Origin of the sequence: Pseudomonas sp. BLCC-B112, assembly GCF_028550695.1 — a bacterium.
GTDB lineage: Bacteria > Pseudomonadota > Gammaproteobacteria > Pseudomonadales > Pseudomonadaceae > Aquipseudomonas > Aquipseudomonas danubii.
This window is the reverse complement of record NZ_JAQQGK010000019.1, coordinates 1-25,324: the sequence shown is the minus strand read 5'-3', so window position 1 is coordinate 25,324 and position 25,324 is coordinate 1. Positions and strand designations below refer to the sequence as shown.

Below are 25,324 nucleotides of genomic sequence, written 5' to 3'. Positions count from 1 at the left end.
CGTGCCCGGCCCGGCTACATGTTGCGAATCCTCTCGTCGGCCCTGAGTTCGAACTTAAAGCCAATGCCCACGTCATTCAGGGTTTCGGTAACCCGGGCCATGAAGTACTCGGCCTGCTCGGGCAGTTCATACAAGCCTACGACCTGGATGATCGGGTACTTGCCATAGGCGCCGGGAATCTCGGTGTAGATCTGGCCACCTTCGATGAAGGCGATGTAGCTGTTGATTTTCTCTTGCAGCAGGAGCAGGTGTTCGCTGCGTGCCGCTTCGTCAGCCCATTCGAGGGGGTCGACCATGATCAACAGCAGACTGTCGGGCGCGGATTTGGGGATGGCCCAGATATCGATGACTTGTGGATTGGTGATGGACATGGCTGACTTGCCGGCTTAACCACGGCTCAATCCCTGCTTCCGGTCATGGGATGTCTGCATCCCGGATGATCGTGCCCATAAAGCACGCTGCTCATCCGCAGTGATGCTTACACCGCTTAAGGTCGATGTATGAATCCAAATGATTTCAAGAAATACAATATTGGTTCAATTGTTCGGGCAGCTGACAATTGCACTGCGCTTAAACACCAGATCGGATTCTTGATCAAGGTTTTGGATGAGTTGGGTTTTAAGTTCTCTGACTGTGAGGATGATCCTTTGCGTCTGGCGAGAGCGTATGTCGCCGGAAAAATCCCTATTGAACAATGCAAGGCGCAGGTTGCGGGGTGGTGGGCAAAAATAGATGAAAAAGAAGCAATACGACCGTTTCATGATCGGGAGATATTGATGGCACGGCTGGCCATTTGCTTACTGTCGAATGATGAGGACGATGTCTCTGTTATGGGCGATAACCTGTCGTGGTTTCTTGAGGTGTTGGGTTTCTTGAAAGTGGAGCCGATGAAGCCCATTGAGATGATGAAAGAGTACTTTGAATTCAAATAACCTTTAGTTCGCGGCCGACTCGCTCATTGGTGTTCCCCCCTGATGAGTCACAAGATCAAAGACGCCCTTCGATTCGCAGATTCCCTCCGCCACTCTGGAGTCATACGCGAAGCGTTTTCCCAAACTGAACCCAATGGGTAGCCGATTTGCGGGCGTCGGTCACAACGTCAATTGCCTGCGGCTCAATACCATCCTCTGCAAGGAGCGGGCTTGCCAGCAAAGTTCGCCAACGATGACGTGCAGGCACCTTTATATCGCGTGTGCGAGGGAGCGGGTGGTGGACATATCCGTTGCAGCGGGTGTGGCCACTGGCGGTTCCGCCCTGACGGAGGCTCACTTTCGTAGAGCGCAAAACTGATGGTTGGATGTACCAAGATTCAAACAAATCAGTACTTTAATTGACGTCATTAAAGCGCCAACCTAAGATCGCCGCCGTTTAATTGCACAAAGCCATGTAGAGGGATCTAGAAATGTGGCGTTTGGTACGTCGGACCAGGTTCAGCCTGCTGTCCGCTTTTTTTTGCCTGGGCATAGCAGGGATGGCCGAGTCCGCGCCCCTACAGAACGCTCCAGGCGTCACCGACCTGATCCGAGACCGCCAGGATCGCTTGCTCGAAGAGCAACAACGTCGCCTTGAAGAACTCAAGGACCTGCCCGGCAAAGTCGTAGCGCCTAGCAAGCCGGCAGCGCCCACCGACACCCGTTGCTTCGCCATCAAAACCGTCGACCTCAGTGGTGCCGATGCCTTGTCCGAGCGCGAGCGCAGCAACTTGCTCAAGCCTTACATCGGCCAATGCCTCGGCGTGCCCCAGCTCAATGAATTGCTCAAGGTCATCACCGACCAGTACATGACCAAAGGGTTGGTCACCAGCCGCGCGTACTTGCCACAGCAAGACCTTTCCAGCGGCAACTTGAAGGTGCAGGTGGTTGAGGGCCGGCTGGAAGGAATGAAGGGCGCGGAAAACAGTGGTATCACCGACCGCCAGCTGTTCATGAGCTTCCCCGGCAAAACGGGCGATCTGCTCAACCTGCGGGAAGTTGAGCAGATGGTTGACCAGCTAAACCGCTTGCCTTCCAACCAGGCGCAGATGGAGTTGGCACCGGGCAAAGCCGTTGGCGGCAGCGAAGTGCTGGTCAAAAACACCCCACAAAAGCCTTGGCGCGTTGGCCTGTCGCGCCACAACGGCGGCCAGCGCAGCACGGGGGAGCAGCAGTGGGGCGTCAATCTGGATTGGGATAACCCTCTCGGCCTGGCCGATCAACTCTCGCTGCGTGGCGGTCACGATGCGCTAAGCGATCACCAAAAAACCTCGCGCAACTCGATGCTCAACTACAGCCTGCCGTTCGGCTGGTGGAACCTTAATTACACCTACAGCGAAACCGAATATCGCTCCTTGGCCCAGGCCAGCGGTTTCAATTTCAAGCAATCGGGTGACAGCCAAAATCATCAGTTGCGGCTGGAGCGCGTGATCCATCGCGATGCCCTGAGCAAAACATCCCTCAGCACCGGCGCGGCGTACCTGCGCACCAACAACTTCATCGAGGACAGCAAGCTCGCGTTGAGCAGCAACCGCCTCAGCGAAGCCCAGTTCGGCATTAACCATGGCCGCCGCATTGGAGGCTCATTCCTCAACATCGACCTGGGCATGCAGGATGGCATCGGTGCGTTCGACGCCCAGGCCAACCACAACCCGCGCCCCGGCCAGGCCGATGCGCGCTATCGCAAATACACCGCGACCCTGAGCTACCTGTACCCGTTCAAGCTGTGGGGCGAGTCGTTCAGTTTCAGCAGCCTGATGACCGGCCAGCGCAGCGAAGATGTGCTGTTCAGCCCTCAGCGCATGAGCCTGGGTGGGCAGTCGTCGATTCGCGGCTACAAGGATCAAAGCCTGGCTGGTGACAGCGGCGGTTACTGGCGCAACGACTTGCGCTGGAGCCGTCCGGTGACCTGGGCCTGGATGCAGCCGGTGTTCAGCGAGTACGGCACCAGCCTGGGTTATGACTAGGGCGTGATCCGCCGCGACCGCTATAACGTCGAACAGCACGGGCGCATGACCAGCAACTCGGTGGAGCTGTTTGCACGCGGCCAGAACGTCGCCGCTACCGTGACCTTTGCCCACTCTTTGGAACGACCGGCGCCGATCACTGAGCGTGAAGCGCCGATCTATTTCCGCCTGGATTTCTTTCTCTAAATTTTTACCGCCCTTGGGCATCGAGACATGACATGGACGTTCAACAGTTCGCCTTCCTTGCGCGCCAACCTTCTGCATCCCTGAAAAGCCGCTCCCACTTTATGGGCTTGCCCAAACGCGGGTTGGCGTTTGTTTTGGCGAACGTCATGTTCTGGCAACCGTTGCTGGTGCAGGCGGATGGCATTGTAGTCAGCGCACCGGGCACCAGCCTGGGCCAGGCGGCGAATGGCGTGCCTATCGTCAACATCAGTGCACCCAATGGCAGCGGGCTGTCGCACAACCAGTTCAGCGATTACAACGTTGGCCAACAGGGAGTGATCCTCAACAACGCCACCAGCCGCACTCAGTCCACGCAGTTGGGCGGGATCATCCTCGGCAACCAGAACCTCAATGGTACGGCCGCCAGGGTGATCCTCAACGAGGTCAACGGCGGTAGCCCCAGCCAACTGCGCGGTTTTACCGAAGTGGCGGGGCAGTCGGCCCATGTGATCGTGGCCAACCCGTATGGCATTACCTGCAACGGCTGCGGCTTCATCAACACCCCGCAAGCCACCTTGACCACCGGCAAGCCTGTGCTCGAAAACGGCCAGCTTCAACGGTATCAGGTGGACCAGGGCAGCGTTGCTATTGAAGGGGCCGGGCTCAATGCCAACAACATCGACCGCTTCGAAATCATCACCCGCTCAGCCAAGCTCAATGCTGAAATTCAGGCCAAGAACCTGACGATCATTGCCGGCGCCAATGATGTTGAGGCCAAGACCCTGAACGCCACTGCGCGCGCCGCCGACCCGGCGACCGCCCCTCAACTGGCCATCGACTCCTCGGCCCTGGGCGGTATGTATGCTGGAGTGATCAAGCTGGTCAGCAGTGAAGCCGGTGTCGGCGTAAAGCTTGACGGCAAGATGCTCGCCAGTGGCGGCGATATGCAGTTGGATGCCAATGGTCACTTGAGCCTGGCGCAGGCCACGGCGGCGCAAGCGGTTGTCATCAATGCCAAGAGTCTGGATGCCCAGGGCGCGATCTATGCCGGTACCCGTGTCGAAGCCACCACCCAAGACACGCTGACCAACCGTCATTCCATCGCCGCTCAGGACAGCGTCAAGCTGACCAGCGATGGTCAGCTCAACAACCTTGGCTTGATCGAGGCCGGTGTCACCCCGCAAAGCACCCGCAACCAGAGCGGTGATGTGACCCTCACCGCCAAGAACATCGACAACCGTGGCCAGAGCGTCATCGCCAGTCGCGACCTCAAGGCAACCGTCAGCGAGACCCTCGACAACCGCGCCGGCACGCTGTCGGCGAACACCGGGATGAACCTCAACGCCCAGGACATCGACAATCGCGGCGGCACCCTGACCAGTCAGGGCACGCTCAACACTACCCTCGGTGGTCGGCTCGATAACCGCGACAACGGTACCCTCGCCAGCGCCGGTGAGCAGACCCTGAAAGCAGCCGCGGTGCAGAACACCAACGGGGTCATCAGTAGCCAGGATACCCTTGCCCTGGACGTGGCCAGCCTCGACAACAGCAGCGGCAAGATCACCACTAAAAGCGCACTGACCCTGACGGGCACCACCGTCGAAAACGCTAAGGGTCAGATCACCAGTCAGGGTGACATCCTCGCTACCGCCAGAGCCTTCAACCAGCAAGGCGGCAAACTGATCAGCCAAGGCCAGCTCAGCCTGACCGCTGACACGATCGACAACAGCCTCGACGGCTACATCGCCTCCGTCAATGCCATGGGCCTTACTGCCCATCAGCAACTGATCAACACCGGTAAAGGCATCATCAGCACCCAGCATGGCCTGACAATCAACGGCGGTGCGGTGGACAACACCACGGGCAGCCTGCTCAGCCAGAGCGGCATCACCGCGACCTTGGGCGCAGGGCTGAATAACCAAGATGGCAGCGTCATCACCCAGACCGAAAACCTCACCATCGAAGCCCACAACGTTGATAACCGTGGCGGTGTATTGGCCAGTGTTGCGGGCAAGCTCAAGGCCACTGCGGCGACCGTGCTGGATAACGGAAAATCGCTCACCGCAGCTGACGAAGCGGGGCTGATCCAGGCCCAGTCGATCAACCTGGGCGCGCAACAATCGCTACTGAACAACGGCGGCCAGATTGCTGCCCTGAGCGGCGATACCCAGATCACCAGCACGCTCCTCGACAACCAGAACGGTGCATTGCTGGCCAAGCAAGCCCTGAACGTACGCGCCATCCATCTCAACAACAGCCAAGGCCGAGCTGCCGCAGATGACATCGATTTTGGCCTGACCGGCGAACTGAACAATCAATCTGGCCTGGTCGAAGGCACCAGCGCTTTGCTGATCGACGCCGCGTCCATCAATAACCAGAACGGCAAACTGCGCTCCCTCGGTCAACAAGGCACCGCCAGCGTAGCCAGCGCGCAGTTGCTGGATAATCAGAGCGGCATGATCGAAGCCGCCAACCATGACGTCTCCTTGCGCATGGCCAGCTTCAAGAACACCGACGGCAATGTCCGTCACGTCGGCACAGGTACTTTTGCGGTCGATCTGGCGAAGTTCAGCAACATCGGCGGAAGCATCGCCACGGCCGGCACGCTGACCGTCGACGCTGCCACCTGGGACAACAGCACGGATGTTCAGGCTGATGTGCTGAATGTCACCGTAGGCCAGCTCAACCAGGCAGCCACCGGCAAACTAGCCGCCAGCCAAAGCTTCACCGGCAAGGGCGACAGCTGGACCAATGCCGGACGCATCACCAGCGGCGCAGCGTTCTTCCTGACCGCCGCCAATGTCACCAACACCGGTACCCTCGGCGGCGCCGGCAAGGTTGATCTGAATGCCGAAGCTGTGCGCAACGATCACGGCCTGATCTTCAGCGGCGCCGACATGGCGCTGCGCTTCAAGAACCTGACCAACTACTACGCCGACATCTACAGCCTCGGCGGCCTGAGCATGATGGCCCGCGACGGTGTGGCTCGCAGTGCGTCACTGGAAAACATCTCCAGCCATATCGAAGCCGCCAACGATGTGCTGGTGCGCAGCGACAGCGTAATCAACCGCAAGGACGTGTTCAGCACTGTCGACCAACTGGTGTCGGGCAACCTGAGTGTGAGGTGCTACGACTGCAGCGGTGACCACCACAACGTCGATTACATCGCTAACGAAGTCTCCAAAAGTGTGGTGGCGACAGATTCGGCCAGCGCATCGATCCAAAGTGGGGCCAAGCTGACCGTCGATGGATCCAGCGTGCTGAACAAGTACAGCACCATGGCCTCGGGCGCGGATCTGCTGATCAGCGCCGACAACTTCGCCAACATCGGCGCTACCACCGGCACCAGCACACGCACGCGTACCTGGAACACGGGCCGCGTTACCGACGGCACGGATGAGCGCTTCCGCGCCAACTGGATCTACCCCTACAACGCCCAGCCCAACCCCAAGGTATTGCCGGTGGGCGCGCTCAACTCTTTCAACCTGGTGGGCGACACCACCACCGTGACCCCGGGCGATCCCATTGCCTCGGTGATTCAAGCGGGCGGCAACATCAGCATTCAGGCTACCCAGCAGCTGGAAAACAGCAGCATCGTCCAGTTCACGCCGCCGACGCCCGTCGCAGACAAGGGCGGCGCCACGACCGTGACCAAGCCCGCCGTGGTGGTGCTGAACCCGCAACTGCCACCGGACCTGGCACAGCAACAAGTCAACCCGACCAGCATGCCGGGCTTCGCTCTGCCGAGTGGGACGAACGGGTTGTTTCACGTGGTCGATAGCGCCGCCGTTGCCAAAAATAGCCAGGACCTGAGCCAAGCCAACATCCAGGGCTCGGACGCCAGCCGTGTGTTCGTCGGCCCCAAATACCTGGTCGAAACCAACTCCGCCTTCACCGATCTCAAGCAGTTCATGAGCTCGGACTACCTGCTGGGCAAGCTGGGCTACGACCCTGAAACCAGCTGGAAGCGCCTGGGTGATGGCCTCTATGAACAACGCCTGATTCAACAAGCCGTCACCGCGCGCACAGGTCAGCGCTTTATCGCCGGCCAGACCACCGACGAAGGCATGTTCAAGTACCTGATGAACAACGCCATCGCCAGCAAGGAGCAACTCAACCTATCCGTTGGCGTGACTTTGACCTCGCAGCAAGTCGCCGCACTGACCCATGACATCGTCTGGATGGAAGACCAGGTGATCAATGGCCAGCACGTGCTGGTGCCCGTGCTGTACATGGCCCAGGCGAACAACCGCCTGACGGCGGATGGGGCGTTGATCCAGGGCAAGGACGTCACCTTGATTGCCGGTGCGGATTTGAAGAACTCCGGCACGTTGCGCGCCAGCGAAAACCTCTCGGCAGCAGCGGGGAACAACCTCGTCAATACGCGGCTCGCGCAGGCCGATGAAAAGCTGAAGCTGGTGGCGGGCAAGGACCTGGTGAACATGCAAGGCGGCATCCTCAAGGGTAAGGATGTTGACCTGAGCACCTTGACTGGGGATATCCGCAATGACCGGACCATCACCACGATTGAAAACAGTGGGAAGGGCTTCAGCTCCAAGACTGCAGTCGTCGATAGCGCCGCGCGGGTTGAGGCCGAGAACAGCCTGAAGATGCATGCAGCGCGGGATTTGCTGAATGTCGGCGGTGCCATTACCGCAGGCAAGAACGCTGAGCTGAGCGCGGGTAACGACGTGGTGATTGCGGCGGCTCGCGAAGAAACCGGCTCGACGCGCCAGGACAAACGGCATTTCTGGGCGCAAAGCCAGACGGTGCAGCATGCCAGTGAGATCAAGGTCGGTGGGGATCTTGATGTTGTGGCGACGAACGATTTGACGATGGTTGCCAGCCATGTCAAGGCAGGCGGCGACGTCAACTTATCGGGCAAGGATGTGAACCTCCTTGCGGCTGCCAACGAAGAGTCAAGTGAGTACCGCTATAAGCGCAGCGGCAAGAAGATCAATCAGGAAGAGGACCATGTTCGCCAGCAGGGCACGACGATTGAGGCTGGTGGTGATGTAAACGTTGCGGCGCTGCAAGACCTGACGATGGTTGCCAGCAAAATCAACGCCGGTAACGAGGCCTATCTGGTGGCCGGTGAGCAGTTGAATTTGATGGCTGAGCTCAACCGCGACTACTCCCTCTACGACATGAGCAAAAAAGGGAGTTGGGGGAGTAACGCGGCGAAACGTGATGAAGTGACGCAGCACACTAACGTCGGCAGCGAAATCAAGACGGGCGGCGATCTCACGCTCAAGAGCGGCGGGGACCAGCGTTACCAAGTGGCAACCCTGGACAGCGGTAAGGACCTGACGCTGGACAGCGGTGGCCGCATCGTGTTCGAGGGCGTGAAGGACTTCCACGACGAGAGCCATACCAAGAGCAAGGGCGATTTGGCTTGGTACAAGATGAAGGGCGAAGGGAAAACCGATGAGACCCTGCGGCAAAGCGCCCTGATTGCTCAAGGCAAGCTGGTGATCAAAGCTGCCGAAGGCATTCGTATCGATATCAAGCAGGTCGATCAACAGAGCGTTAGCCAAACCATCGATGCGATGGTGCAAGCGGACCCCAACCTGGCCTGGATGAAGCAGGCGCAGGCCCGTGGTGATATCGATTGGCGCCAAGTCAAAGAAATTCACGACAGCTTCAAGTATGAGTCCTCTGGCCTCGGTGCTGGCGCCAAGATTGCCATCGCTATTCTGATGTCTTTCATCCTCGGCCCCGCTGGTTTGGGGTTGAGCGGGTCAAACCTGGCAGTTGCTGCCAGCCTGAGCACGACCGCGGTCACTAGCACCATTGATAACAAGGGCAACCTTGGTCTGGCGGTGAAAGATACGTTCAGTACGGGGAGTCTGAAGAGCGCTGCGATTGCAGGATTTACAGCTGGGCTTCTTGATTACGCCGACGAAAAATGGTTCACGGCAGCCGATGGCGCTGGCTCGGCCACACAGGGTATTCAACCCACGGATGGTGCTGCGGTAGGCGCCACCACCCCTTCCAAAGATATCTTCCGTTGGAGCAATGCCTCTGATGCGGCGACTCGTACCGTTGGACGAGCGCTTATCTCGAGCGGAGTGTCCTCGGCCATTGGGGGAGGCAGTTTCGGCAGCAACTTCAGTGCAGCCTTGATGGGCGAGGCCGGCCAAATGGCCATGGCCTCCGGCTTCAACTGGATTGGTGACAACGCCATTCATTTTCCAGATGCAAGCGTCCAGAAAGTGGTTGCTCACGCGATCATGGGCGGCCTGCTGGCTGAGCTGACAGGCAGTGACTTCAAGACCGGTGCGGCAGCAGCAGGGCTCAATGAAGTCATGGTGAGCTCGATGGGCGACCTGGGTCGGGATAACAAAGAGCTGAGGCTGGTTCTATCGCAACTTACCGGCTTGGTAGCGGCTGCGGCAGTCGACGGCGATCTGGACAAAGGCGTTGCCATCGCCAAAGGCGCCACTCAATACAACCATGACCTGCATGAAACTGCGGCGAAACAGGTGGCCCAGGAAGCGCTGGACCACTGTCGCAAAAACCCTCAGCTATGCGATCTGGGTATCGATTTCAGCAAGTTGACGGTCGACGACATCGTTTTTGCCATGCGTGTAGAGGGGGAGCATGGAAAGGGGATAGAAAACGCCAAGCCGGAAGCAATCGCTTTTGTTGACGGCTTTATGTTCAGCAGAGCTCCTAAACTACGTGACGCTTTGTACACTGAAACGGAGTCTGAGCGGAGTAGGCTTGATGTCGAGAATAAGGCGACTTTGGCGCTTTCGGTCATCAGTCTTGGCAATGCGGTTCGTAATTTTGGTAACTTCCTGCAAGGATTGGTGAGGGCGACGCCAACAGGTGTACCTGTCGTCAAAGCTGTGGATGAGCTTGCGGCAAAAGGAAGTGGAGAGGCCGCTTCTACCGCATCGCGCACTCCACTCGCAGGTTCTACAGAAAATTGGAAGCGTTTTATTGCAGCTGAGAAACAAATTCAGCTAGAAGCTGACTCTGCTCGTCTAGTAGATCAGGTAATTAATGAAACTATTTCAGGTAAGAAAAATTTCACCAGCAATCTTAAGCTGTCTACTGATGAGGCTTTAGCCGCAGGGCAGAAATATCTTGGGTCAGGATATAAGGAAATTGGAAAGCCTGGTTCTGGTGTCTTTCATAGCGCAGATGGAATAAGAGAGTTTCGTATCGATGCAGGTTCAATCGCGGGTTCCCATCCACCTGGGGTTCCACATGTCCATTTTGGCGTTAAAGACCCAGTGACAGGAAAGTATATAGCCAATAACCATGTTCCATATTTTGATTGAGGAAGATTGATGAGCATTATCCGGAAAGGAGTTGTTGTGTCTGGAGAGTACTCTGGGTGGAACATATCTATTGATGATGATCGTGAGGGGGAGACAGGTGGGTATTACTTGTTTTTGAGCAGTGAAGATGGTCAGGTTTTTGATTATTGGTTTGCGCTAGAGTTACATCTTGATAATCAGCTTTCTGATTTTGATGTTGATTGGTTGAGTTGAATCTGTATTGTATAAGTGTCCCCGGCTCTGTCGGGGGTATATATCGTTTTTCCGTAATCACCAACCTGCTCTTGCTGACCTTAATCCTGGTGGTCCGTAGTTTTGGTAACTTCCTTTAATGATTGGTGAGGGCTACGCCAACAGTTCTACCTGTCTTCAAAGCTGTGGATGAGCTTGCGGAAAAAGGAGTAGCTTGAGAAACGGAGGCTTTAGTCAATGCTGAAAAGGCGGCGTTGGAGCACATTGGGAGCAATTCGAAAGGGCCTGTTTTAACGAACAAGGCGCCGAATACCGTACTTGAACAGCAGGTGTCAAAAGGGCAACAGGCGCCGAGCTTTTCAAACTAATTCCCAGATCATGCACTAGGTGTACCAACACTCATCTCAGGTACTAAACTGGTTCAAGGTGCAGGGAGGTATAACTGTGTTGCTTTTGATAGTGGTGAGTTAGTGATTGGTCGTAAGTTTAATGATGTAGGTGGTGGCATGTTGATCTCGCAAATGGTAAGCCGGTCATTGCTGCTGGAGATGTGAAAGTTATTAGTAGGAAAGTTAAGTGTATCGACAATGCATCTGGGCACTATGAGCCCTCTGGACATGGCGGCGCAGGTCGCAGCAGAAAAGGCCTATTCTCAAAAAAAGCCTTGATATCTCAGGGGAATACATAGAGAAAGTATGGGGGCCAAATCCTAATAATTCCAAAGCAGGTGTTTGGATGCCAAAAAATGAATAATGTAAAGGCTCCAAAGTCAAAGGGTGCAGTGTTCGTATTTATAAGGATGGGGCTCATATAAGTCAGTTAGGTCGGTAAGTGGGTTGCGTTGTTGTTGGATTGTAGGCGCTGTTATCGGGTTTATTAGACAGTGTGCAGGGAAGGTTTGTGTTCTATTGATTGAGTATGAAAAATGGAAAAGTTTGAACTGTCCAAGCTAGAATATCCTGCGATGAGAGAGGAACTGATCTCTTACTTGGAGGGGTTGTCCAGTGTTGATTATCAATGCAACGCTTGGGTATCTAGAGCGAACCCTGATATAGGTTATGATGAGTTTAATTGCGCTGTTCATTTTTTATACGATGATACTGGCTTGGCAACCAATGCTCGCTCCTGGGGCGGAATTGTGCTGAGAGGGGAATGTGAAGTAACGGCAATTTCTGATGTCGTTAAAAGTATTAATAGGGTTTTTGATAAGTATGGGACTTGTCTTGTAGATGCGGAGTACTTGACGAAGCCTGAATGGGTTGATGTTGTTGAGTCATCAAAAAGAGCTTTAATAGTATTTTCACAGACGTAGTCGTTCTGATTTTTCCTGGTACTTGAAGTTGAGGAATTAGTCCTAAAGCTACCGTTTATCCGAAAATATAGGTTTGCTTGAATGGAAATTTGTTTTTTTTGGGATGATGAAGATGGTGCTTGTGTACCAAATTGCCGATCAAGTGTTCTTAATGAAAGTGGGGTGGATTTTTTAGCGTGCCTTTTTACCGATCATGGTGGGCAAAAATATGAAAGCTCCATACCATGGTTGGATGAAGGGTTGTCTAGAATTAGATTGGTTAAAAGCGGTGTTGTTGAGAAAGCAGATTGGAGTCGTGATAGTTGGGGTGTAGAGCTAAGCAAAAGTTTGGCAAAAATATATTCCTTATATGATGAGGATTATTGTTCAATTATAAATATTGATGAGTTTGAAAGAGCTTTGCTTGGTTGGAAGGGTTTTATTCTGAATGTGTAGATTCTAAATGTTGGATTTTTCTCAAGCTTAAATTTATACAGCCCTAGTGAAAGCTAGGGCTCTTCCTTCCTCACACCGCTCGGCCTGCACCCTGCACCCTGCACCCTGCACCCTGCAGCCGCTTTCAGCGCCCAAGCTTTTCCAACGCCGCATCGGCCAGAAAAGACGACCGGCTCTTGATGTTGTGCTCGCGGACGAAGCGGTCGATTTGCTGGATCACATAACCGGGCAAGGTCACGTTGACCTTCTCGGTCTTGCCCAGATAAGGCGCGATATCGATATCCAGCATGCCCCAGCCCATGCCCTCGAAATCGGGGTTGGCGCGGTGTTTGCGGGTGGGAGAGGGCAGGGGAATGGCGTGCCCGGCTCGGGCCAGCTCTTCGAGCATGACGTGGGCAATCTCGATGGCCGCGCTATAGGCGGTTTCGAAGGTGTCGCCAGCGGTAACAGCACCGGGGATGTCGGGAATCTGGATGCCGGTGGCGGTGTGTTCGTCGCCCCATTCGATGCAGATGGGATATTGCACGGGGATCTCCTCAATAGGTGTGAAGGTGGCGGGAGCTAGATCAGTTCAGCCAGTTTTCTGATGGCCCTGACCGTGCCCCGTGGCAGATCCTTCTTCGGGTGAGGCACCGGAACGGTGTTGGGCCTGTAAGGGTGCTTGAACAGATGATGGCTGCCAGTGACTCGCTCCAGCACCCAGCCTGCGGCTTCAAGCTCCTTGATCAACTGTCTGCTTTGCACCTCCATCTCCTTATCGGGGTGAGAGGTGCTTTATAACTCCAGGCGCATCATAGCGCAGGTTGAATTGTGTGTCTGGAGTTATGTATCGGGACATGTCGCTCGGATGGCTTTTGGCCTTGGGCGGCTGGGCAGGCCGTTCAGGGAGGCTTGGGTGTCGAGGTGGAAAATGGCGCCGTCATCACAGCCTGTCACGGGCACCGCAAAGGCGACTGCAAAGGTGTTGTGGACGCTGATGCGACCGGCCAAGGTCGTCGCGGATATTGCTGCGAAGGGGAACTACCGCGGCGGGCAGTGGGGACCGGTAACGGTGGATTGGAGGTGATGTTTGAGTGGGGTGTGTCGTAAGCGATCCACAAACTCAGCTATTTTATGACGCGGGAAGATGTCAGGTATTCGAGTCGGATACCTGCCCCGCATGCGTCCTTGACCCGAACAACCGGTCGGCTAGCTGCCGACCTCGCTCCAGTCCTTGCGCGGTCAACCAGATGGATTTGTTTGTGTTAACTGGATTACTGATGAAACCCTGTTCATGCAGTCGATTCATGATCTGGAAGTCGAACCCTTTCCACGCATTACCTTGGTCGGAGCTGTAGGCTGCCAACAGGGCAAGCACTGCGTCTTCGATCAGTTTATCGTCGTATTCCATGGCCGTTACTCCGCTTTTGTTCTTCAAACCCTCGGAAAATCCCCGCCATTCTCAAGATAGCGGGCTTCCTCGGCCAGTCAGTACTAAGGCGGCGTACGTGCGGCGCTCGGTATTCTCAAGCCGGACCCCGATTCAACGTTGCCAGCAGGCCGCGAAACGCTTGCACACCTCAAAGCGCTGATCCAGGTCGGCCATGCGTGCCTGATGTGCGCTCAGTGTTTCCTTCAGCAGTGCTTGCTGGGCTCGGTAGTAGTGCTCCAGCATTGCATTATTGGTCGACATTGCCTTGCTACGGTCGGCCGCTTCGCTGTCGGGCAGCAGTTCCTTGATCGCAGGGGTGTCGAGCAGGCCCAGACGGTTGCTGTAGTCATCCTTGTACAGCTGCAATGAACGAGCCTTGGTGCCCCTCATCTCATTGGCGAACTGCTCCAGATTCTGCCGATATTCAGTCCAATAGACATCGGGCAGGCTGAAGTCGAGGCGCTCTTTGCGCTCCGCTATGGATTTGTCGAGCAGTGTTTTCTGGACTGAAGGGGCATCCTCGGCGTCGGGCTTCATTTTCGCGATGACACTCGCGTCGACGATCTGCGCGATCAGCGCTGCACGCTCCGCTGACTGCGGTTGTGCTTCGGTGGGCTTGGGGAAAATAGGGTTGTGGCCGGCGCAGGCGGGCAGGCCTTTGTTGGTCAGCACGATCGGCGAGCGCACAGTCTTGCCATCGATCTGGCGCAGACGGCTAAGGGTGACCTGGCAAGTGCGACCTACTCGGCGGAAGTCCGCTTCATACTCGCCGCCGCTCTGCGGGGTAAAGTTGAACCCCACGGTGCACACGCTGCCGGTGCTCAAGGTATTGGCGCGCGCGAACAGCTCATGACTCGGTTGCAGCCGCACTTCCAGATAGGCCTTGGCATCCTCGGGGGCAGCGGCACTCATGGCGGCCCGTCGCCGGGTATTGGCGCTGAACAGGTTATTGAGCAGCCCCGTGGTTTGGCCGCCGCAGTGTTCGGCATCGAACAAGTCGAGCGTCGAGCTGTCACTGCTGCTGATAAAGCGCAGCTTCGCCGCATCGGGTGCACTGGCGTCCGGGTAGGAGCCGTTGAAACTGCACCCGCCAAGTAACAGCGCGGCAATGCTTACAGCGCCACGCACGTGCCATTGTGAAAAACAGAACATGTTGATAGATCGTCCTTGATGCACGAATGGGCGAAAGGCCATCATGCTAAAGAAGGCAGTCGCCGCCGTCTAGCGCGCCTGTCGTCCCTGAATTTTTCTGGGGTTTTTCTTTGTCTTCCACCGAGGTAGCGGAATGTTTGGCTCGCGCAACATCTTTGCAATTGGCCTGATCGGATTACTGGCCGGTTGTTCGTCAATGCCAGCTGAAATGGCGTTGAATTCACCCGTTTACAACGCGCAAAACGCGGGTCTAGTGGTCGGCGCGCTGCTGGAAGGCGGCCCCTACGGAACCTACCTTGAGTTTCGCGATATCAAGAGCGGCAAGACTTATGGCTGGGGACCCAAGGATGATTACTCGGCATGGCTACCTGCCGGTGATTATGAAGTGAGCCGCCTGGGTCACCGTCGCGGGGCCATGGGGGCTTACTCCAAACCGCTGCGTTTCACCGTCACCCAAGGGCAGCTCAATTACCTTGGCGAGATGGTCTACGGTTGCTCGGCCGTCGCGCAACCGGCTGCGGTGTACGGCGTATTGAACTGCGGGGCCCTCGCGCTTGGCGAATGCACCGTCCCTAGCCCTAACGTGAACGTATGCGTGGTGGATCGCCAGGATCAAGCGATCAAGCATTTTTTGCAGCAACACCCCGAGCAAGCCCCTTTACCCGTGCGTAACGCGGTCATGTCGGCAGCAGCCTCTGGATCGAGTGTCCGCTTTCCCTAGGTTCTGTGCTCGGGCGCTGCCTGGCGCGACGACGGTACGTTTGAGCGGATACTGGAGCGCTTGCACATCCAATTGAACCGGGAGGGGCTGATCGATCTGGACACCTAGATGATCGACTCCACTGCGGTACGTGCAACCCGAGCCTCTTCAGGAATCGGGAAAAAGGGGGACTGAAGAACCGCTAGATCATGCTTTGGGCCTAGTCGAGGCGGCCTTGCTACCAAGATTCACATGATCTGTGACCCACTACTGCGACCGGCATCGAATGCAGCCGGTGATCCCACTGCGGGCTATGCCACGCAAGCCTCGGCTCTTTGATCGTCCAAAGTATCGGCAGCGGAACATCATTACCGCCGCATCCGCTTCGTATCCCCTTGCGCAGCGTTATCGCGGCGAGGATCAAGAGGTGCTGGCCGAGCGTCATGCGCTGTAGCAGCAAGTCCTTTATCAACCTGCGCATCGCTGGTCAGGTGCGACGCGTAATGGGCAGCCCATCGGCGTCGTCACACTCAATCCAGAACGGAAGCAATAGGCCCTGAAAACAGTGACATGACAATACGACTGACGTAATAACAAACTTGCAAGGCGCTGGTGGCGAGTGTAGAAGGTGGAAAAATTTCAAGAAGTGCCGAAGTATATTTAAAAAATAAATAGTAGATGGAGATGATGATGGCTGAAGGGAATCAGGCTATTGGGGAAGTGTGGGCGTTATTTGTGGGTGGTAGTGGCGGGCGCGGAACTAATGATCGTCTTGTTTGCACCCGTTTACTTGCCGATCAGCACGGCATGAGTGCTCTCTGTTACGCTCGTGTGTACAGGGTGGCGTATGCGTGAGTTCATGACATTCGATGCGGCGGAACCTGCTTTAGTTGCCCGTAGGCGCACCGCCCGTGCGTTGTGTTCCTCCATCAGCAATAACCCTGATGGTCGGGAGCCGCTTTATAAACTCCTGTTCGGATCAGTGGGTGAGGGGTTTGAACAGTGGGGCAATTTCTTTTGTGAGTTTGGTTCGAACATAAACATTGGTGATGGTGTTTTTATTAATGCCAATGGGGTGTTCCTCGATGCGTTTGAAATAAACATCGGGAACCGTGTGTTTATCGGGCCTCATGTCGGTATCTATACCTCTAACCATGCCAAGGATCTTGAGCAGCGGCGTCGTTATATAGAGTCGGGTGCACCTGTAGTCATTGAAGATGATGTGTGGATTGGCGGCGGCGCAACAATCTTGCCGGGCGTCACAGTGGGTAAAGGGTCAATTATCGGTGCGGGTGCTGTCGTGGCAAAGTCGGTTCCGCCACACAGTAAAGTGCTGGGCGCTGGTTCTCAGGTTTATCCGATCTAATTAATAGAAGGCATAAAGGGATGTTTGTCTATCAGTCACGCGTGAAAGACCAAATTGTTGGTTCTGTTAAAGATGTCAGTGTTCATGCAGAGGGTGGCATTTACACGGATGCGATTTCGGGCATGTTTAACGTACCGTTCGGGTATTCGTGCGACCCCATCAAGCAGCATATTTCCAAAACGTTGACGGATCTGCCTTTCCACCCCAAGGATCATTTCTATTCGTCCGAGCTGTTTGAAACTTCAGAGCAGCTGCTCAAACGCGCCAAGATGGAAGATGGCGGCGTGCTGTATGTCAACAGCGGCTCGGAAGCCATCGAGTCGTCGATTGCCATGGCCTTGGAGTATCACCAGCGCAAAGGCAATACGTTCAAGAAGAAAGTGATCTGCCGCAAGCACTCCTATCACGGCGCCACCTTGGGGGCCCACAGTATTACCGGCAGGAACGATTTCAAGGACCTGCGTTGCAGCGGTTACGACACTATTCGGATCAACCCGCCATTCCCTGTCGTTCACGAAGGTCAGGCGTTGGAAATGCACAGCGTGGCGGATGTGGAGAATATTATTCTTCATTATGGTGCGGAGCAGATCGCTTGCATTATTTTCGAGCCGGTCAACCATTTGAAAGGGATGCGGCAAACTCCCCGCGAGTATCTGATCGGTATTCGTGAACTGTGTGACCGTTACGATATTGTGATGATTACCGATGAAATCGTGACCGGCGCCTCTCGAACCGGAGAGTTCTTGAATACCCATCAGTTTGGGGTTTCTGCCGATATCGTCGCGCTCGGTAAAGGCATCAGCGGTGGTTATTACCCGGCATCCGCTATGGTGACATCCCATAAAATCGCCTCGGTGTTTGACAAGCCAGAGCCGTGGATCCCGTTTTCCTATTCGCATACCTATGCAAGCAACTCGGTTTCGATTGCGGCCATCAATGCGTCGATGCGCGTGCTGGAACAGATAGAGGCCGCAGGGCAGTTACAAAAACTCATTACAAAGACCCAGGCGTTGTGTCAGGAAATCGCCGGGAATGAGCGTATCGCCCGGATTGAATCCCACGGCTTGCTGATCGGCATAACCCTGGACTCAAGCCTTGGGGAGCAGGCAGGCAAGCAATTGGCTGGGCTGTGCTTTGAAAGGAAGTTGATTATCCGAGGTGAGGAAGATTGGGCTTGCCTGGCGCCCGCCTACATCATGTCAGAGGAAACGCTAAGTGACGTGTTCGAGGTGTTGAATGAATCAATTAGTCAGTTATGACCTCGAGCCAGTTGCCAGCCTGTTGACGCCGTTACATGGCATTCGTCAAAGCGTGCATAAACGCAAGGCGTACCTGACGGCCGATGAGTATGTGCGTGCCAATGAGGAAGTTGAAGTCGGTATTGCCGAGGCGTCGAAGTGCCAGACGATCAACGAACTGTCGGTAGCCATCGCCAGACAATTTACGCCTTTCTACTCAGACGTCAGGGTGTGCCTGGAGCGGATTCATGAAATTGCCGGTTACGGAACCCTGGCATCTTGCCTGTCGTCACTGAACATTGCCGAAGCACTGTTTGCATTGGAGTTCTGCAATGCGGCAGGGGTGGCCAATCAGGATCTGGTAATTGGCAGGGGGCATATTGCGCCATTGTTTTATGCTCATCGTCACGTGCTCAACGGTATGCCTTTGGCTTTTTTAGCTGCGGTTCACGACAAGGTTCCGGCCGTTGTCAATAAACACTACGGTTTTGCCTACAGCATGCGGCATAGCCTGGGCGAGGGAGTGGGCATTGCGTTGGGGCGGGCCAATACCAACCGTGATGCACGTGTTATCTGTGTGGCGGGTGACGGTGAGTTGAACGAAGGGGTGTCTTTCGAGGCGATTCGCTTGGTTGGCGAACTTGAGGTCAAGAACCTGACGTTGATAGTGGACAACAATGGCAGAGGGATTGACCCACTTCCCGGGAAGTTGAAGCCGGAGTATTTGGCCGCCTACTTTTCTGATGTTTATGAAGTGGATGGACACGACACCCAGGCGATCAGTGAACACATTCGCCAGGCAGAGAAGGACCATCGGTCGACCGCGATCATCTGTCATACCGAAAAAGGCGTTCACTCCTTCAAACGTGCCAGTCATCAGAGTTTGATGACGTCAACGGACGATCAGCAGAAGAATGATCTGAGGAAAGCTTCCAGTTGCAGTCGGACGGCCGACATTATCGAAGAAGTTCGGTCAGGGGCACCTGTCCATGTATTCACCGCGGATCTGGCCGCTCGGTTTGGCCTTAAGTCATTGTCCGGTTATTGCAACACCGGCCTGGCCGAGTCAGCGTTGCTGACCTGCGCGATGGGGTGCCCGGATGATGAACTGAAGTTTGTCCTGACCGATGACAAGTATTACCTCAACGCAATAGATGTACTGCACTCTGCTTTGATTGCCTGTCGTAATTTGCATGTCATTGGCGCTCGGAAGAACGGTGTGTGGGGCGGCGCTACGTACGCCTCAACCGTATTCAGCTTGCTGACGGAAGAAACCGTATACGAACTGACAGACCCTCTCGATCTGTTGGCCTGTATTCATCGGCAGAAAGCAAAGGGTGGAAACGGCCTGTACTTAATGTACGACCAGCCCATGGAAAGAGTGTGTGCCCTGAGGGAGAAGTACCGGAAGCTGTCTGAAGATATCTATATTTTTCAGCCCGAGTTTGCCGCCGGTTCATTGATAGTGTCATCGGAGTCGATGGCATACGAAGCCTTTCAGGTCGCCACGACAAAAAGATGCACGCATATCCGGTTTCTGTCCGTTCGGCCGGATCTTGAGCTGGTTAAACAGATGCTGAGCCAATGTGCCGAAATTATTATCGTAGAACATAACAGTGGTCGCTTCAACCTGGCTGAATACATTGAGTCCAGTTTGCTGATTCGAGTTCGCAAGGTCTTCAGTGATGCCTATGAGTGGCCGACCATCGAGCCTTTCCAGGCAAAAGTTGCACCTCAAGTACTGGGTGCATTGTTGGCTGACCCGCCGTACGCATTAGTTAATTAGACTTCACACGTTTAAATACCGTTTCAACTATTTATTGGTTTTCTGAGCCCTGTATAGGGTTCGGCAGGCCTTCTATGGATTCAGGAGCAGTGGTTCATGACGCAGGGAAATAAAGCGCAAGGCAAGTTGTCCGGTAAAACCATGATCGTTGTGGGCGGTGCCAGAGGCATCGGCGCCGCGATTGTTGAAGTACTGGCCAAAGAAGGTATTCATGTCTACATCTTTGATACCGACCGGACACCCAATGCAATCAACCACTATCAAACTCAGGAGGTCAGTGGTTATCAGGCGGCTCGCACGCTGGCGGCGGATCTTATGGAGCAAGGGCTTTCGGTAAAGGCCATTGCGGTCGACGCAACGTCTGAAGCCCAGGTCATAGAAGCCGTAGGTGGCGTTGTCCATGAGTCAGAGCACTTTTACGGCCTGGTCAACGCCATTGGCAGCAGCCATCTGATCAACACGGTTGAATCATCGCTGAGCGAGTTTGACGCGATCGTGCAAACCAACCTTACAGCACCTTACTTGACGTCGCGTGAGGCTGCCCGCGCACTGATCCAGAGAGGCAAGGGCGGCGCGATCCTGAACATCAGCTCCATTGCCGCAAAAGTCGCCTTTCCTGGAATATCTTCCTACTGCGCCGCGAAAGCCGGGTTGCAGGGCTTCTCTGGCGCCTTGGCGCTGGAGTTGGCCACTCACAATATCCGGGTCAACTGCGTTTGCCCCGGCATCGTCAAAACCAATATGTGGAAGTACCTGGAGAACCGCCTCATCGAGCCCAACGAGTCGCTGGATGACTTGTGGGCTCGCATGGAGGGCCTGATCCCGCTGGGGCGTACGCAGATCCCGGAAAACATTGCTCGGTTCTGTCTGGCGGTGCTTGAGAACGAAGACATCACGGCTCAATCCCTGTCGGTCGATGGCGGAATGAACCTGTATGGATGACTCCGTTGGCACTACACCTCTTTTGCGCGAAGACCCGAACACCGTACTGAGGATCAGTGATCGTGTGTTCGGTGCCGAGCATTGCGCGCAGCTGCGTTATGTTGCGCCGGTTCTGAAACTGCGAAGCGAACCCGGTAGCGATTCGTTCAATATTCCAGGGCTTCATACGGTGGACAGCTTGGGCACTTTGCTCACGTCGGTGACGGGAGAGTTTGCCCTTGGCGCTGACATCAAGTTATTCAGCCTGGCCAAGTTTGATGCTGCAGGGCTCTTTCTTCACGTCGGGCTGCACAAGCTGAAGTTCGGTGTTGAAGAGTACGGCAGCAACAAGAAGATCGTATCGGTGCATTCATCGCCCTATAGCGATGAAGTCAATGGCATCGAGGTAAACGATGAGCCTGTGCGGCTGTTCATTTCGCGAAGTGGGGATGTGTTCTCGTGTTATCTGAGTGGCTCTGAGGGTGCCGTGGTTTTTCATCGGGCGTTCTATGTGAGCAACTGCCCGGATGAAGTGCGCGTCGGGTTTAGTGTGCAGTCGCCCTTTTCCGAGGGAGCGGTCGGGGAGTTTTCCCGGATTGAAATATCCTCACAGTCCATGGGACTCATCAGAGAGTGAGCAGGTATGACGAGCAAAGACACCTGGTTGATAGTTTCTGATTTTGACGAGACGTTTATGCCGGTCTTGTCGTCTCGAGAGGCGGATGCCGGGATAGACAAACTGGAAAGCTGTTTGAATCAACTCAAACGCAAGCACCACCTGTTATTTGGCTGGGCCACGGGAAACAGTCAAGCGGTGGTCCTGGACAAGATGAAGAGATACCCCGAGTTTCCCTGGGACTTTGCACTGACCAGTCTGGGAACCGAGTTGTACTGGAATCACCCGGACAGTGTTCTGGAGGATGAGGGTTGGCCGTTACAAGGCGCAGGAACCTTTCCAGAGCGGGTCATGAGGCTGAGCACCCTGTTCGAGCGAGAGGGTATTGAGTTGACGTTGCAGTCGGAGGCTTTTCAGCAAAAGCGCATTCGGGGTTATTACTTGAATGCCGATGGCAATGAAGCAACCGCCATCGAGCACATTCATAGACTCTGTTTGCAGGTGGGCCTTGAGGCCTCAATTACCTACGCCAGTGCCGCCGCCGGCGACCCTGAGAATGTCTACGATGTCGCCATCATGCACCCGGGGTGCGGAAAGAAGCAGGGGGTCGATTTCATCGTCAAGAAACATGAGATTTCCCCCGCCAGGGTCATCTCCTTCGGGGACAGTTGCAATGACATCGAGATGTTGAAGGCCTGTTCACATGGTTACCTGGTGGGCAACGCTTCGCATGAGGCCAGGCAGGCGTTTGATCGTGTTGTTGAGGGTTTCTATTGTCATGGCATCGTTGATGGTCTTCAACGGCATTTTTGAAATGGGATAGGCATCTACATGGACAGTACAGTGCACACGGAGCATCACAGTGATAAACAGATATTTGATATCTACTTCGGGTTTATCAATACCTACACCTTGTTTTTTGCCGATGAAGTAAAACTGTTTGATCTGCTTGAGGGCAAAGCGCTGAAGCTGGGGGAAATCGGCTCGGCATTGGAACTGGCACCTCGGGCCGCACAGGCGCTTGTGGCTATGTGCACCAGTCAGGGGCTGCTTGAGAAGCGTGGGGAGTGCTATGGCCTGACGTCTTTGGCGCAAGCGTTTCTGACCCGCAAGTCGGAGACCTCGTTCAGTGGGGTCCTGCAATCCGCACGCCACAAAGAAGATGCGTTCTCTTATGCATTCTTCAAAGAGTCGATGCTCAGTGGAGAGTCCGGGTTGTTCGGTGAGACTGATCTGTTTGAGAACAATGCGCAGGACCAGTTACACAGCGAAATTTTCACCAAGGCGATGCACAGTAAAAGTAAAGGACCGGCTCGGGCCTGGTCGGGTCGGATTGATCTGTCCGGGTATACCTGTCTTCTGGATGTAGGCGGTGGTTCGGGTGTTCACTCTATTTGTGCGCTGGAGAAATGGCCTGAACTGAATGCCGTGATCTTTGATCTTCCCTATGTCTGCGACATTGCCGATACCTACGTCGAGCAATACCGGATGGCGGGGCGCATCACAACCCATAAAGGAGACATCTGGGCGTCTGAGTATCCAGCCGCCGATGTGCATCTTTACAGTGATATTTTTCATGATTGGCCGCTGGACAAGTGTCTGTTTCTGGCCAAAAAGAGTTTTGATGCACTGCCCAGCGGCGGCCGTATCATTCTTCATGAGATGTTTTTTAATAAAGATAAGACCGGCCCACATAATGTCGCGGCTTATAACGCGAACATGTTGCTTTGGACCCAGGGTCAGCAATTGTCAGAGACCGAGATAAGGGAGCTGCTGACGATTGCCGGTTTTCGCGATATTACAGTTTCCCGCACGCAATACGGTGACTGGAGCCTGGCAACCGGAATCAAGTATTAAGGTTGCTGACAACCAATGCCCTGTGAGGGCGTTTTGATTGCACAGTGTGAACTCAAGGTCCGGCGCATTCGCCCCGGACTTCACTTGTGTCTTCTTGCGGGAGATTAAAGTGATCCCAGTACGTTACCGTATTCTTTGTATTTACTCCGGCATGCTGGCGTTGACCCAGTATGAATGGATGCGCTTTGCACCTATCACGGATCAGGTGTCCACCCAGTACGGTATTACTTATGGGGAAGTCGGTTCATTGTCTTTGGCTGTGACGGCACTTGCATTACCGCTGGCACTTCCCAGTGGTGGCCTGATTGACCGGATATCGGTGCAAACAGCGTTGCGTATCACCGCCATTGCCATGTTGTTGGCGGCATTGATCCGGGTGTTACAACCCCATTATGAATACCTGCTTGCCGGCCAACTGTTGTTCGGGTTTGTTCAACCCTTGACCATGTCGCTGCTCGTCAAGTTGATGATCACCTGGTTTTCTGAAGATGAACATGTGCGGGTCACGACGCTGTTCAGTACGGTGATTTTCCTGGGTATAGGCTCCGCGTTCATGATTGTCCCGTTGACGGAGGAGGGGAACATCAGCAGTTCGTTGTTGATTGACGTCGCGATCCTGGGGCTGATTGCGCTATTGACCTTCATTTATGTCCCGCGAGATGGCCCTCTTGTGCAAACAACGTCCGCTCCGACCCAGTCCGGCGGCCGTTTACTGGCGGAGGGTATCGATTTATTGCGCACGGCTCCGTTCACGGCTGTTTTGCTGATGATTTTTTTAACCAACGGCTATTTCTCCGCCATTACGACATGGCTGGAGCCGATCCTGTTGCGTCAGGGGATCGATGCCCAGGTTTCAGGGTTTATCGTTGTTCTGATGTTGGCCGGTGGTATCGCGGGTATGACGTTCATGCCTTTACTGGTGCGTAGCGGTGCAACCGTGGGGGGCATTCTGTCCGGGGTTTCATTGTTGGCAGGGGGAGGCACGGTACTGCTGTTCACCTCGGGTTCCCCTTGGATATTGAGTCTGGCAGGGATCGTGATCGGTGCCGCGCTGTTATCTCCGCTGCCTCTTCTGCTGCAACTGATAGCCGACACTGCCGGACTCTCCAGGTCTGGGACGGCGACCTCAATTTTCTGGTTAGTCGGCAATATTGGCGCCACGATAATGATCGCGACGTTGGGGGTTATCGCCGACCACGGTGACTGGGGAATGGCAGCGGTATTGCTGTGTCTGGTTCTGGTTGTCCAGATAACGATTTCTCTCATGGGTTTTCGAATGGTCGGCGCTCGCACTACCTGACAGCGAGCAGTCGAGGAACATTCGCATAGCTGCAAATAGGGGCCTGGCTATGGGGCCAAGGTTAAAGGGGCGAGGGTAGTTTATGAGTACAGTGTCGCAGTTGAATGAGCTGCTTGTTGCTCACAACTGCTTGCGCGCCATTGAGATTCAGTTGAGCGAAGATGGGGGGGCTTATGATTTATCCCTATCGATTTCAGTCTCTGAAAAGGCAGGGGCTGATGTCGTGCGTATCAGATATTTTGATATCAGCCATTTTACGTCCCGTGATATTGGCGGCGGGTTGACTCAGTTGATGCATATGAGCGTGAGTCAGTTGGATTCGGGTTTTGACCGGATGCGTTATCAGTTGGTTGATCTTGAAGATAATAAGTTGTCGTTTTGCTTCTCATCATTTTCGGTTGAGTAGAGGCTGCGAAAGAGAGGCGGTGCGTAGTTGGAGTTGGGTGTGCAATTGGTGGTTCCGCTTTTACAGCGGCGGGTTTGAGTTCATATCCATTCCTGCGGGTGCGGCTGCTGGCGGTTTCGCTCTTACAGCGAGTCACTTTGAAAAGCCCAAAGTAACCAAAGGCTCCTGCCCCTCCACTCGGTGCCTCGCCTAGGCTCGGCATGCCCGAACTCCGGCATTGATCCGTGGGCCGCCGCC

The 25,324-nt window shown here is 54.9% G+C and carries 20 protein-coding genes and 3 pseudogenes; 18 read left to right on the top strand and 5 right to left on the bottom strand.

The features are described 5' to 3' along the window. Positions 1–14: 14 nt before the first annotated feature. Positions 15–371 carry a DUF6572 domain-containing protein gene (locus tag PQT43_RS30480; RefSeq protein ID WP_267269722.1) on the bottom strand — a complete coding sequence of 119 codons (357 nt, stop codon included), beginning with the start codon at positions 369–371 and terminating at the stop codon, positions 15–17. 129 nt (positions 372–500) lie between these two features. Between PQT43_RS30480 and PQT43_RS30475 the strand changes: the two genes are divergently transcribed. The 6 genes and pseudogenes from PQT43_RS30475 to PQT43_RS30450 all read left to right on the top strand — a co-directional run bounded on the left by PQT43_RS30475 (position 501) and on the right by PQT43_RS30450 (position 12,334). Beyond that, a complete protein-coding gene (locus tag PQT43_RS30475; RefSeq protein WP_272755503.1) occupies positions 501–932 on the top strand; it encodes a hypothetical protein in 432 nt (143 codons plus the stop codon). 470 nt (positions 933–1,402) lie between these two features. Then, a pseudogene (locus PQT43_RS30470) lies at positions 1,403–3,124 on the top strand (ShlB/FhaC/HecB family hemolysin secretion/activation protein). 32 nt (positions 3,125–3,156) lie between these two features. Continuing rightward, entirely contained in the window at positions 3,157–10,395 is a 7,239-nt protein-coding gene (locus tag PQT43_RS30465; protein WP_272755502.1) for a two-partner secretion domain-containing protein, read from the top strand. 9 nt (positions 10,396–10,404) lie between these two features. Beyond that, on the top strand, positions 10,405–10,608 hold the full coding sequence (locus tag PQT43_RS30460; RefSeq protein WP_267269725.1) for a hypothetical protein: 204 nt from the start codon (positions 10,405–10,407) through the stop codon (positions 10,606–10,608). Between the two features lie 904 nt (positions 10,609–11,512). After that, a complete protein-coding gene (locus PQT43_RS30455) occupies positions 11,513–11,899 on the top strand; it encodes an SCO4402 family protein (protein WP_267269726.1) in 387 nt (128 codons plus the stop codon). An 81-nt stretch (positions 11,900–11,980) separates the two neighbouring features. Further along, a complete protein-coding gene (locus PQT43_RS30450; protein WP_272755500.1) occupies positions 11,981–12,334 on the top strand; it encodes a hypothetical protein in 354 nt (117 codons plus the stop codon). 124 nt (positions 12,335–12,458) lie between these two features. On the opposite strand, the gene PQT43_RS30445 is transcribed toward PQT43_RS30450, so the two are convergent. The 4 genes from PQT43_RS30445 to PQT43_RS30430 form a co-directional block, all read right to left on the bottom strand. Beyond that, complete coding sequence (locus PQT43_RS30445; RefSeq protein ID WP_236204227.1) at positions 12,459–12,860, bottom strand: type II toxin-antitoxin system HicB family antitoxin; 402 nt, start codon at positions 12,858–12,860, stop codon at positions 12,459–12,461. A 35-nt stretch (positions 12,861–12,895) separates the two neighbouring features. Continuing rightward, positions 12,896–13,078: a type II toxin-antitoxin system HicA family toxin gene (locus tag PQT43_RS30440; RefSeq protein WP_041120604.1), complete on the bottom strand. Its 183-nt coding sequence runs from the start codon at positions 13,076–13,078 to the stop codon at positions 12,896–12,898. A gap of 385 nt (positions 13,079–13,463) precedes the next feature. Then, positions 13,464–13,724: a DUF6429 family protein gene (locus tag PQT43_RS30435; RefSeq protein WP_267269728.1), complete on the bottom strand. Its 261-nt coding sequence runs from the start codon at positions 13,722–13,724 to the stop codon at positions 13,464–13,466. 132 nt (positions 13,725–13,856) lie between these two features. After that, positions 13,857–14,942 carry a hypothetical protein gene (locus PQT43_RS30430; protein WP_272755495.1) on the bottom strand — a complete coding sequence of 362 codons (1,086 nt, stop codon included), beginning with the start codon at positions 14,940–14,942 and terminating at the stop codon, positions 13,857–13,859. A gap of 88 nt (positions 14,943–15,030) precedes the next feature. Here PQT43_RS30430 and PQT43_RS30425 point away from each other — a divergent pair, with 88 nt between their 5' ends. The 12 genes and pseudogenes from PQT43_RS30425 (at position 15,031) to PQT43_RS30370 (ending at position 25,087) form a co-directional block, all read left to right on the top strand. Beyond that, positions 15,031–15,618: a hypothetical protein gene (locus PQT43_RS30425; RefSeq protein ID WP_102880288.1), complete on the top strand. Its 588-nt coding sequence runs from the start codon at positions 15,031–15,033 to the stop codon at positions 15,616–15,618. Beyond that, a pseudogene (locus tag PQT43_RS30420) lies at positions 15,619–15,967 on the top strand (IS5/IS1182 family transposase); the annotation flags it as partial. A 5-nt stretch (positions 15,968–15,972) separates the two neighbouring features. Further along, positions 15,973–16,150, top strand: a pseudogene (locus PQT43_RS30415) (IS3 family transposase); the annotation flags it as partial. Between the two features lie 294 nt (positions 16,151–16,444). Continuing rightward, positions 16,445–16,963 carry a sugar O-acetyltransferase gene (locus PQT43_RS30410; protein ID WP_080966932.1) on the top strand — a complete coding sequence of 173 codons (519 nt, stop codon included), beginning with the start codon at positions 16,445–16,447 and terminating at the stop codon, positions 16,961–16,963. Positions 16,964–16,983: 20 nt separating this feature from the next. Further along, a complete protein-coding gene (locus PQT43_RS30405; protein WP_272755492.1) occupies positions 16,984–18,222 on the top strand; it encodes an aminotransferase class III-fold pyridoxal phosphate-dependent enzyme in 1,239 nt (412 codons plus the stop codon). After that, complete coding sequence (locus tag PQT43_RS30400; protein ID WP_272755490.1) at positions 18,200–19,987, top strand: 1-deoxy-D-xylulose-5-phosphate synthase N-terminal domain-containing protein; 1,788 nt, start codon at positions 18,200–18,202, stop codon at positions 19,985–19,987. Before PQT43_RS30405 ends, PQT43_RS30400 begins: the two co-directional genes overlap by 23 nt. 96 nt (positions 19,988–20,083) lie before the next feature. Further along, positions 20,084–20,929, top strand: coding sequence for an SDR family NAD(P)-dependent oxidoreductase (locus tag PQT43_RS30395; protein ID WP_253086014.1), 846 nt, complete (start codon positions 20,084–20,086; stop codon positions 20,927–20,929). Next, positions 20,922–21,545, top strand: a complete 624-nt coding sequence (locus tag PQT43_RS30390; RefSeq protein ID WP_272755488.1) for a DUF1349 domain-containing protein — start codon at positions 20,922–20,924, stop codon at positions 21,543–21,545. Before PQT43_RS30395 ends, PQT43_RS30390 begins: the two co-directional genes overlap by 8 nt. A 6-nt stretch (positions 21,546–21,551) precedes the next feature. Continuing rightward, positions 21,552–22,337, top strand: coding sequence for an HAD-IIB family hydrolase (locus PQT43_RS30385; protein WP_253086016.1), 786 nt, complete (start codon positions 21,552–21,554; stop codon positions 22,335–22,337). 18 nt (positions 22,338–22,355) lie between these two features. Continuing rightward, positions 22,356–23,381, top strand: a complete 1,026-nt coding sequence (locus PQT43_RS30380) for a methyltransferase (RefSeq protein ID WP_272755485.1) — start codon at positions 22,356–22,358, stop codon at positions 23,379–23,381. Between the two features lie 109 nt (positions 23,382–23,490). Continuing rightward, the gene (locus tag PQT43_RS30375; protein ID WP_272755483.1) at positions 23,491–24,681 is read left to right on the top strand and encodes an MFS transporter; all 1,191 of its coding nucleotides are present in this window, start codon (positions 23,491–23,493) and stop codon (positions 24,679–24,681) included. 82 nt (positions 24,682–24,763) lie between these two features. After that, positions 24,764–25,087, top strand: coding sequence for a hypothetical protein (locus tag PQT43_RS30370; RefSeq protein ID WP_249735844.1), 324 nt, complete (start codon positions 24,764–24,766; stop codon positions 25,085–25,087). Positions 25,088–25,324 lie beyond the last annotated feature (237 nt).

Bases quoted from the DNA above. Each gene is read 5' to 3' on its own strand.
- PQT43_RS30455 (WP_267269726.1), top strand. From the start codon at position 11,513: ATGGAAAAGTTTGAACTGTCCAAGCTAGAATATCCTGCGATGAGAGAG.
- PQT43_RS30390 (WP_272755488.1), top strand. From the start codon at position 20,922: ATGGATGACTCCGTTGGCACTACACCTCTTTTGCGCGAAGACCCGAAC.
- PQT43_RS30460 (WP_267269725.1), top strand. From the start codon at position 10,405: ATGAGCATTATCCGGAAAGGAGTTGTTGTGTCTGGAGAGTACTCTGGG.
- PQT43_RS30475 (WP_272755503.1), top strand. From the start codon at position 501: ATGAATCCAAATGATTTCAAGAAATACAATATTGGTTCAATTGTTCGG.
- PQT43_RS30385 (WP_253086016.1), top strand. From the start codon at position 21,552: ATGACGAGCAAAGACACCTGGTTGATAGTTTCTGATTTTGACGAGACG.
- PQT43_RS30465 (WP_272755502.1), top strand. From the start codon at position 3,157: ATGGACGTTCAACAGTTCGCCTTCCTTGCGCGCCAACCTTCTGCATCC.
- PQT43_RS30435 (WP_267269728.1), bottom strand. From the start codon at position 13,724: ATGGAATACGACGATAAACTGATCGAAGACGCAGTGCTTGCCCTGTTG.
- PQT43_RS30450 (WP_272755500.1), top strand. From the start codon at position 11,981: ATGGAAATTTGTTTTTTTTGGGATGATGAAGATGGTGCTTGTGTACCA.
- PQT43_RS30430 (WP_272755495.1), bottom strand. From the start codon at position 14,942: ATGATGGCCTTTCGCCCATTCGTGCATCAAGGACGATCTATCAACATG.
- PQT43_RS30425 (WP_102880288.1), top strand. From the start codon at position 15,031: ATGTTTGGCTCGCGCAACATCTTTGCAATTGGCCTGATCGGATTACTG.
- PQT43_RS30380 (WP_272755485.1), top strand. From the start codon at position 22,356: ATGGACAGTACAGTGCACACGGAGCATCACAGTGATAAACAGATATTT.
- PQT43_RS30480 (WP_267269722.1), bottom strand. From the start codon at position 371: ATGTCCATCACCAATCCACAAGTCATCGATATCTGGGCCATCCCCAAA.
- PQT43_RS30405 (WP_272755492.1), top strand. From the start codon at position 16,984: ATGTTTGTCTATCAGTCACGCGTGAAAGACCAAATTGTTGGTTCTGTT.
- PQT43_RS30395 (WP_253086014.1), top strand. From the start codon at position 20,084: ATGACGCAGGGAAATAAAGCGCAAGGCAAGTTGTCCGGTAAAACCATG.
- PQT43_RS30400 (WP_272755490.1), top strand. From the start codon at position 18,200: ATGAATCAATTAGTCAGTTATGACCTCGAGCCAGTTGCCAGCCTGTTG.
- PQT43_RS30410 (WP_080966932.1), top strand. From the start codon at position 16,445: ATGCGTGAGTTCATGACATTCGATGCGGCGGAACCTGCTTTAGTTGCC.
- PQT43_RS30370 (WP_249735844.1), top strand. From the start codon at position 24,764: ATGAGTACAGTGTCGCAGTTGAATGAGCTGCTTGTTGCTCACAACTGC.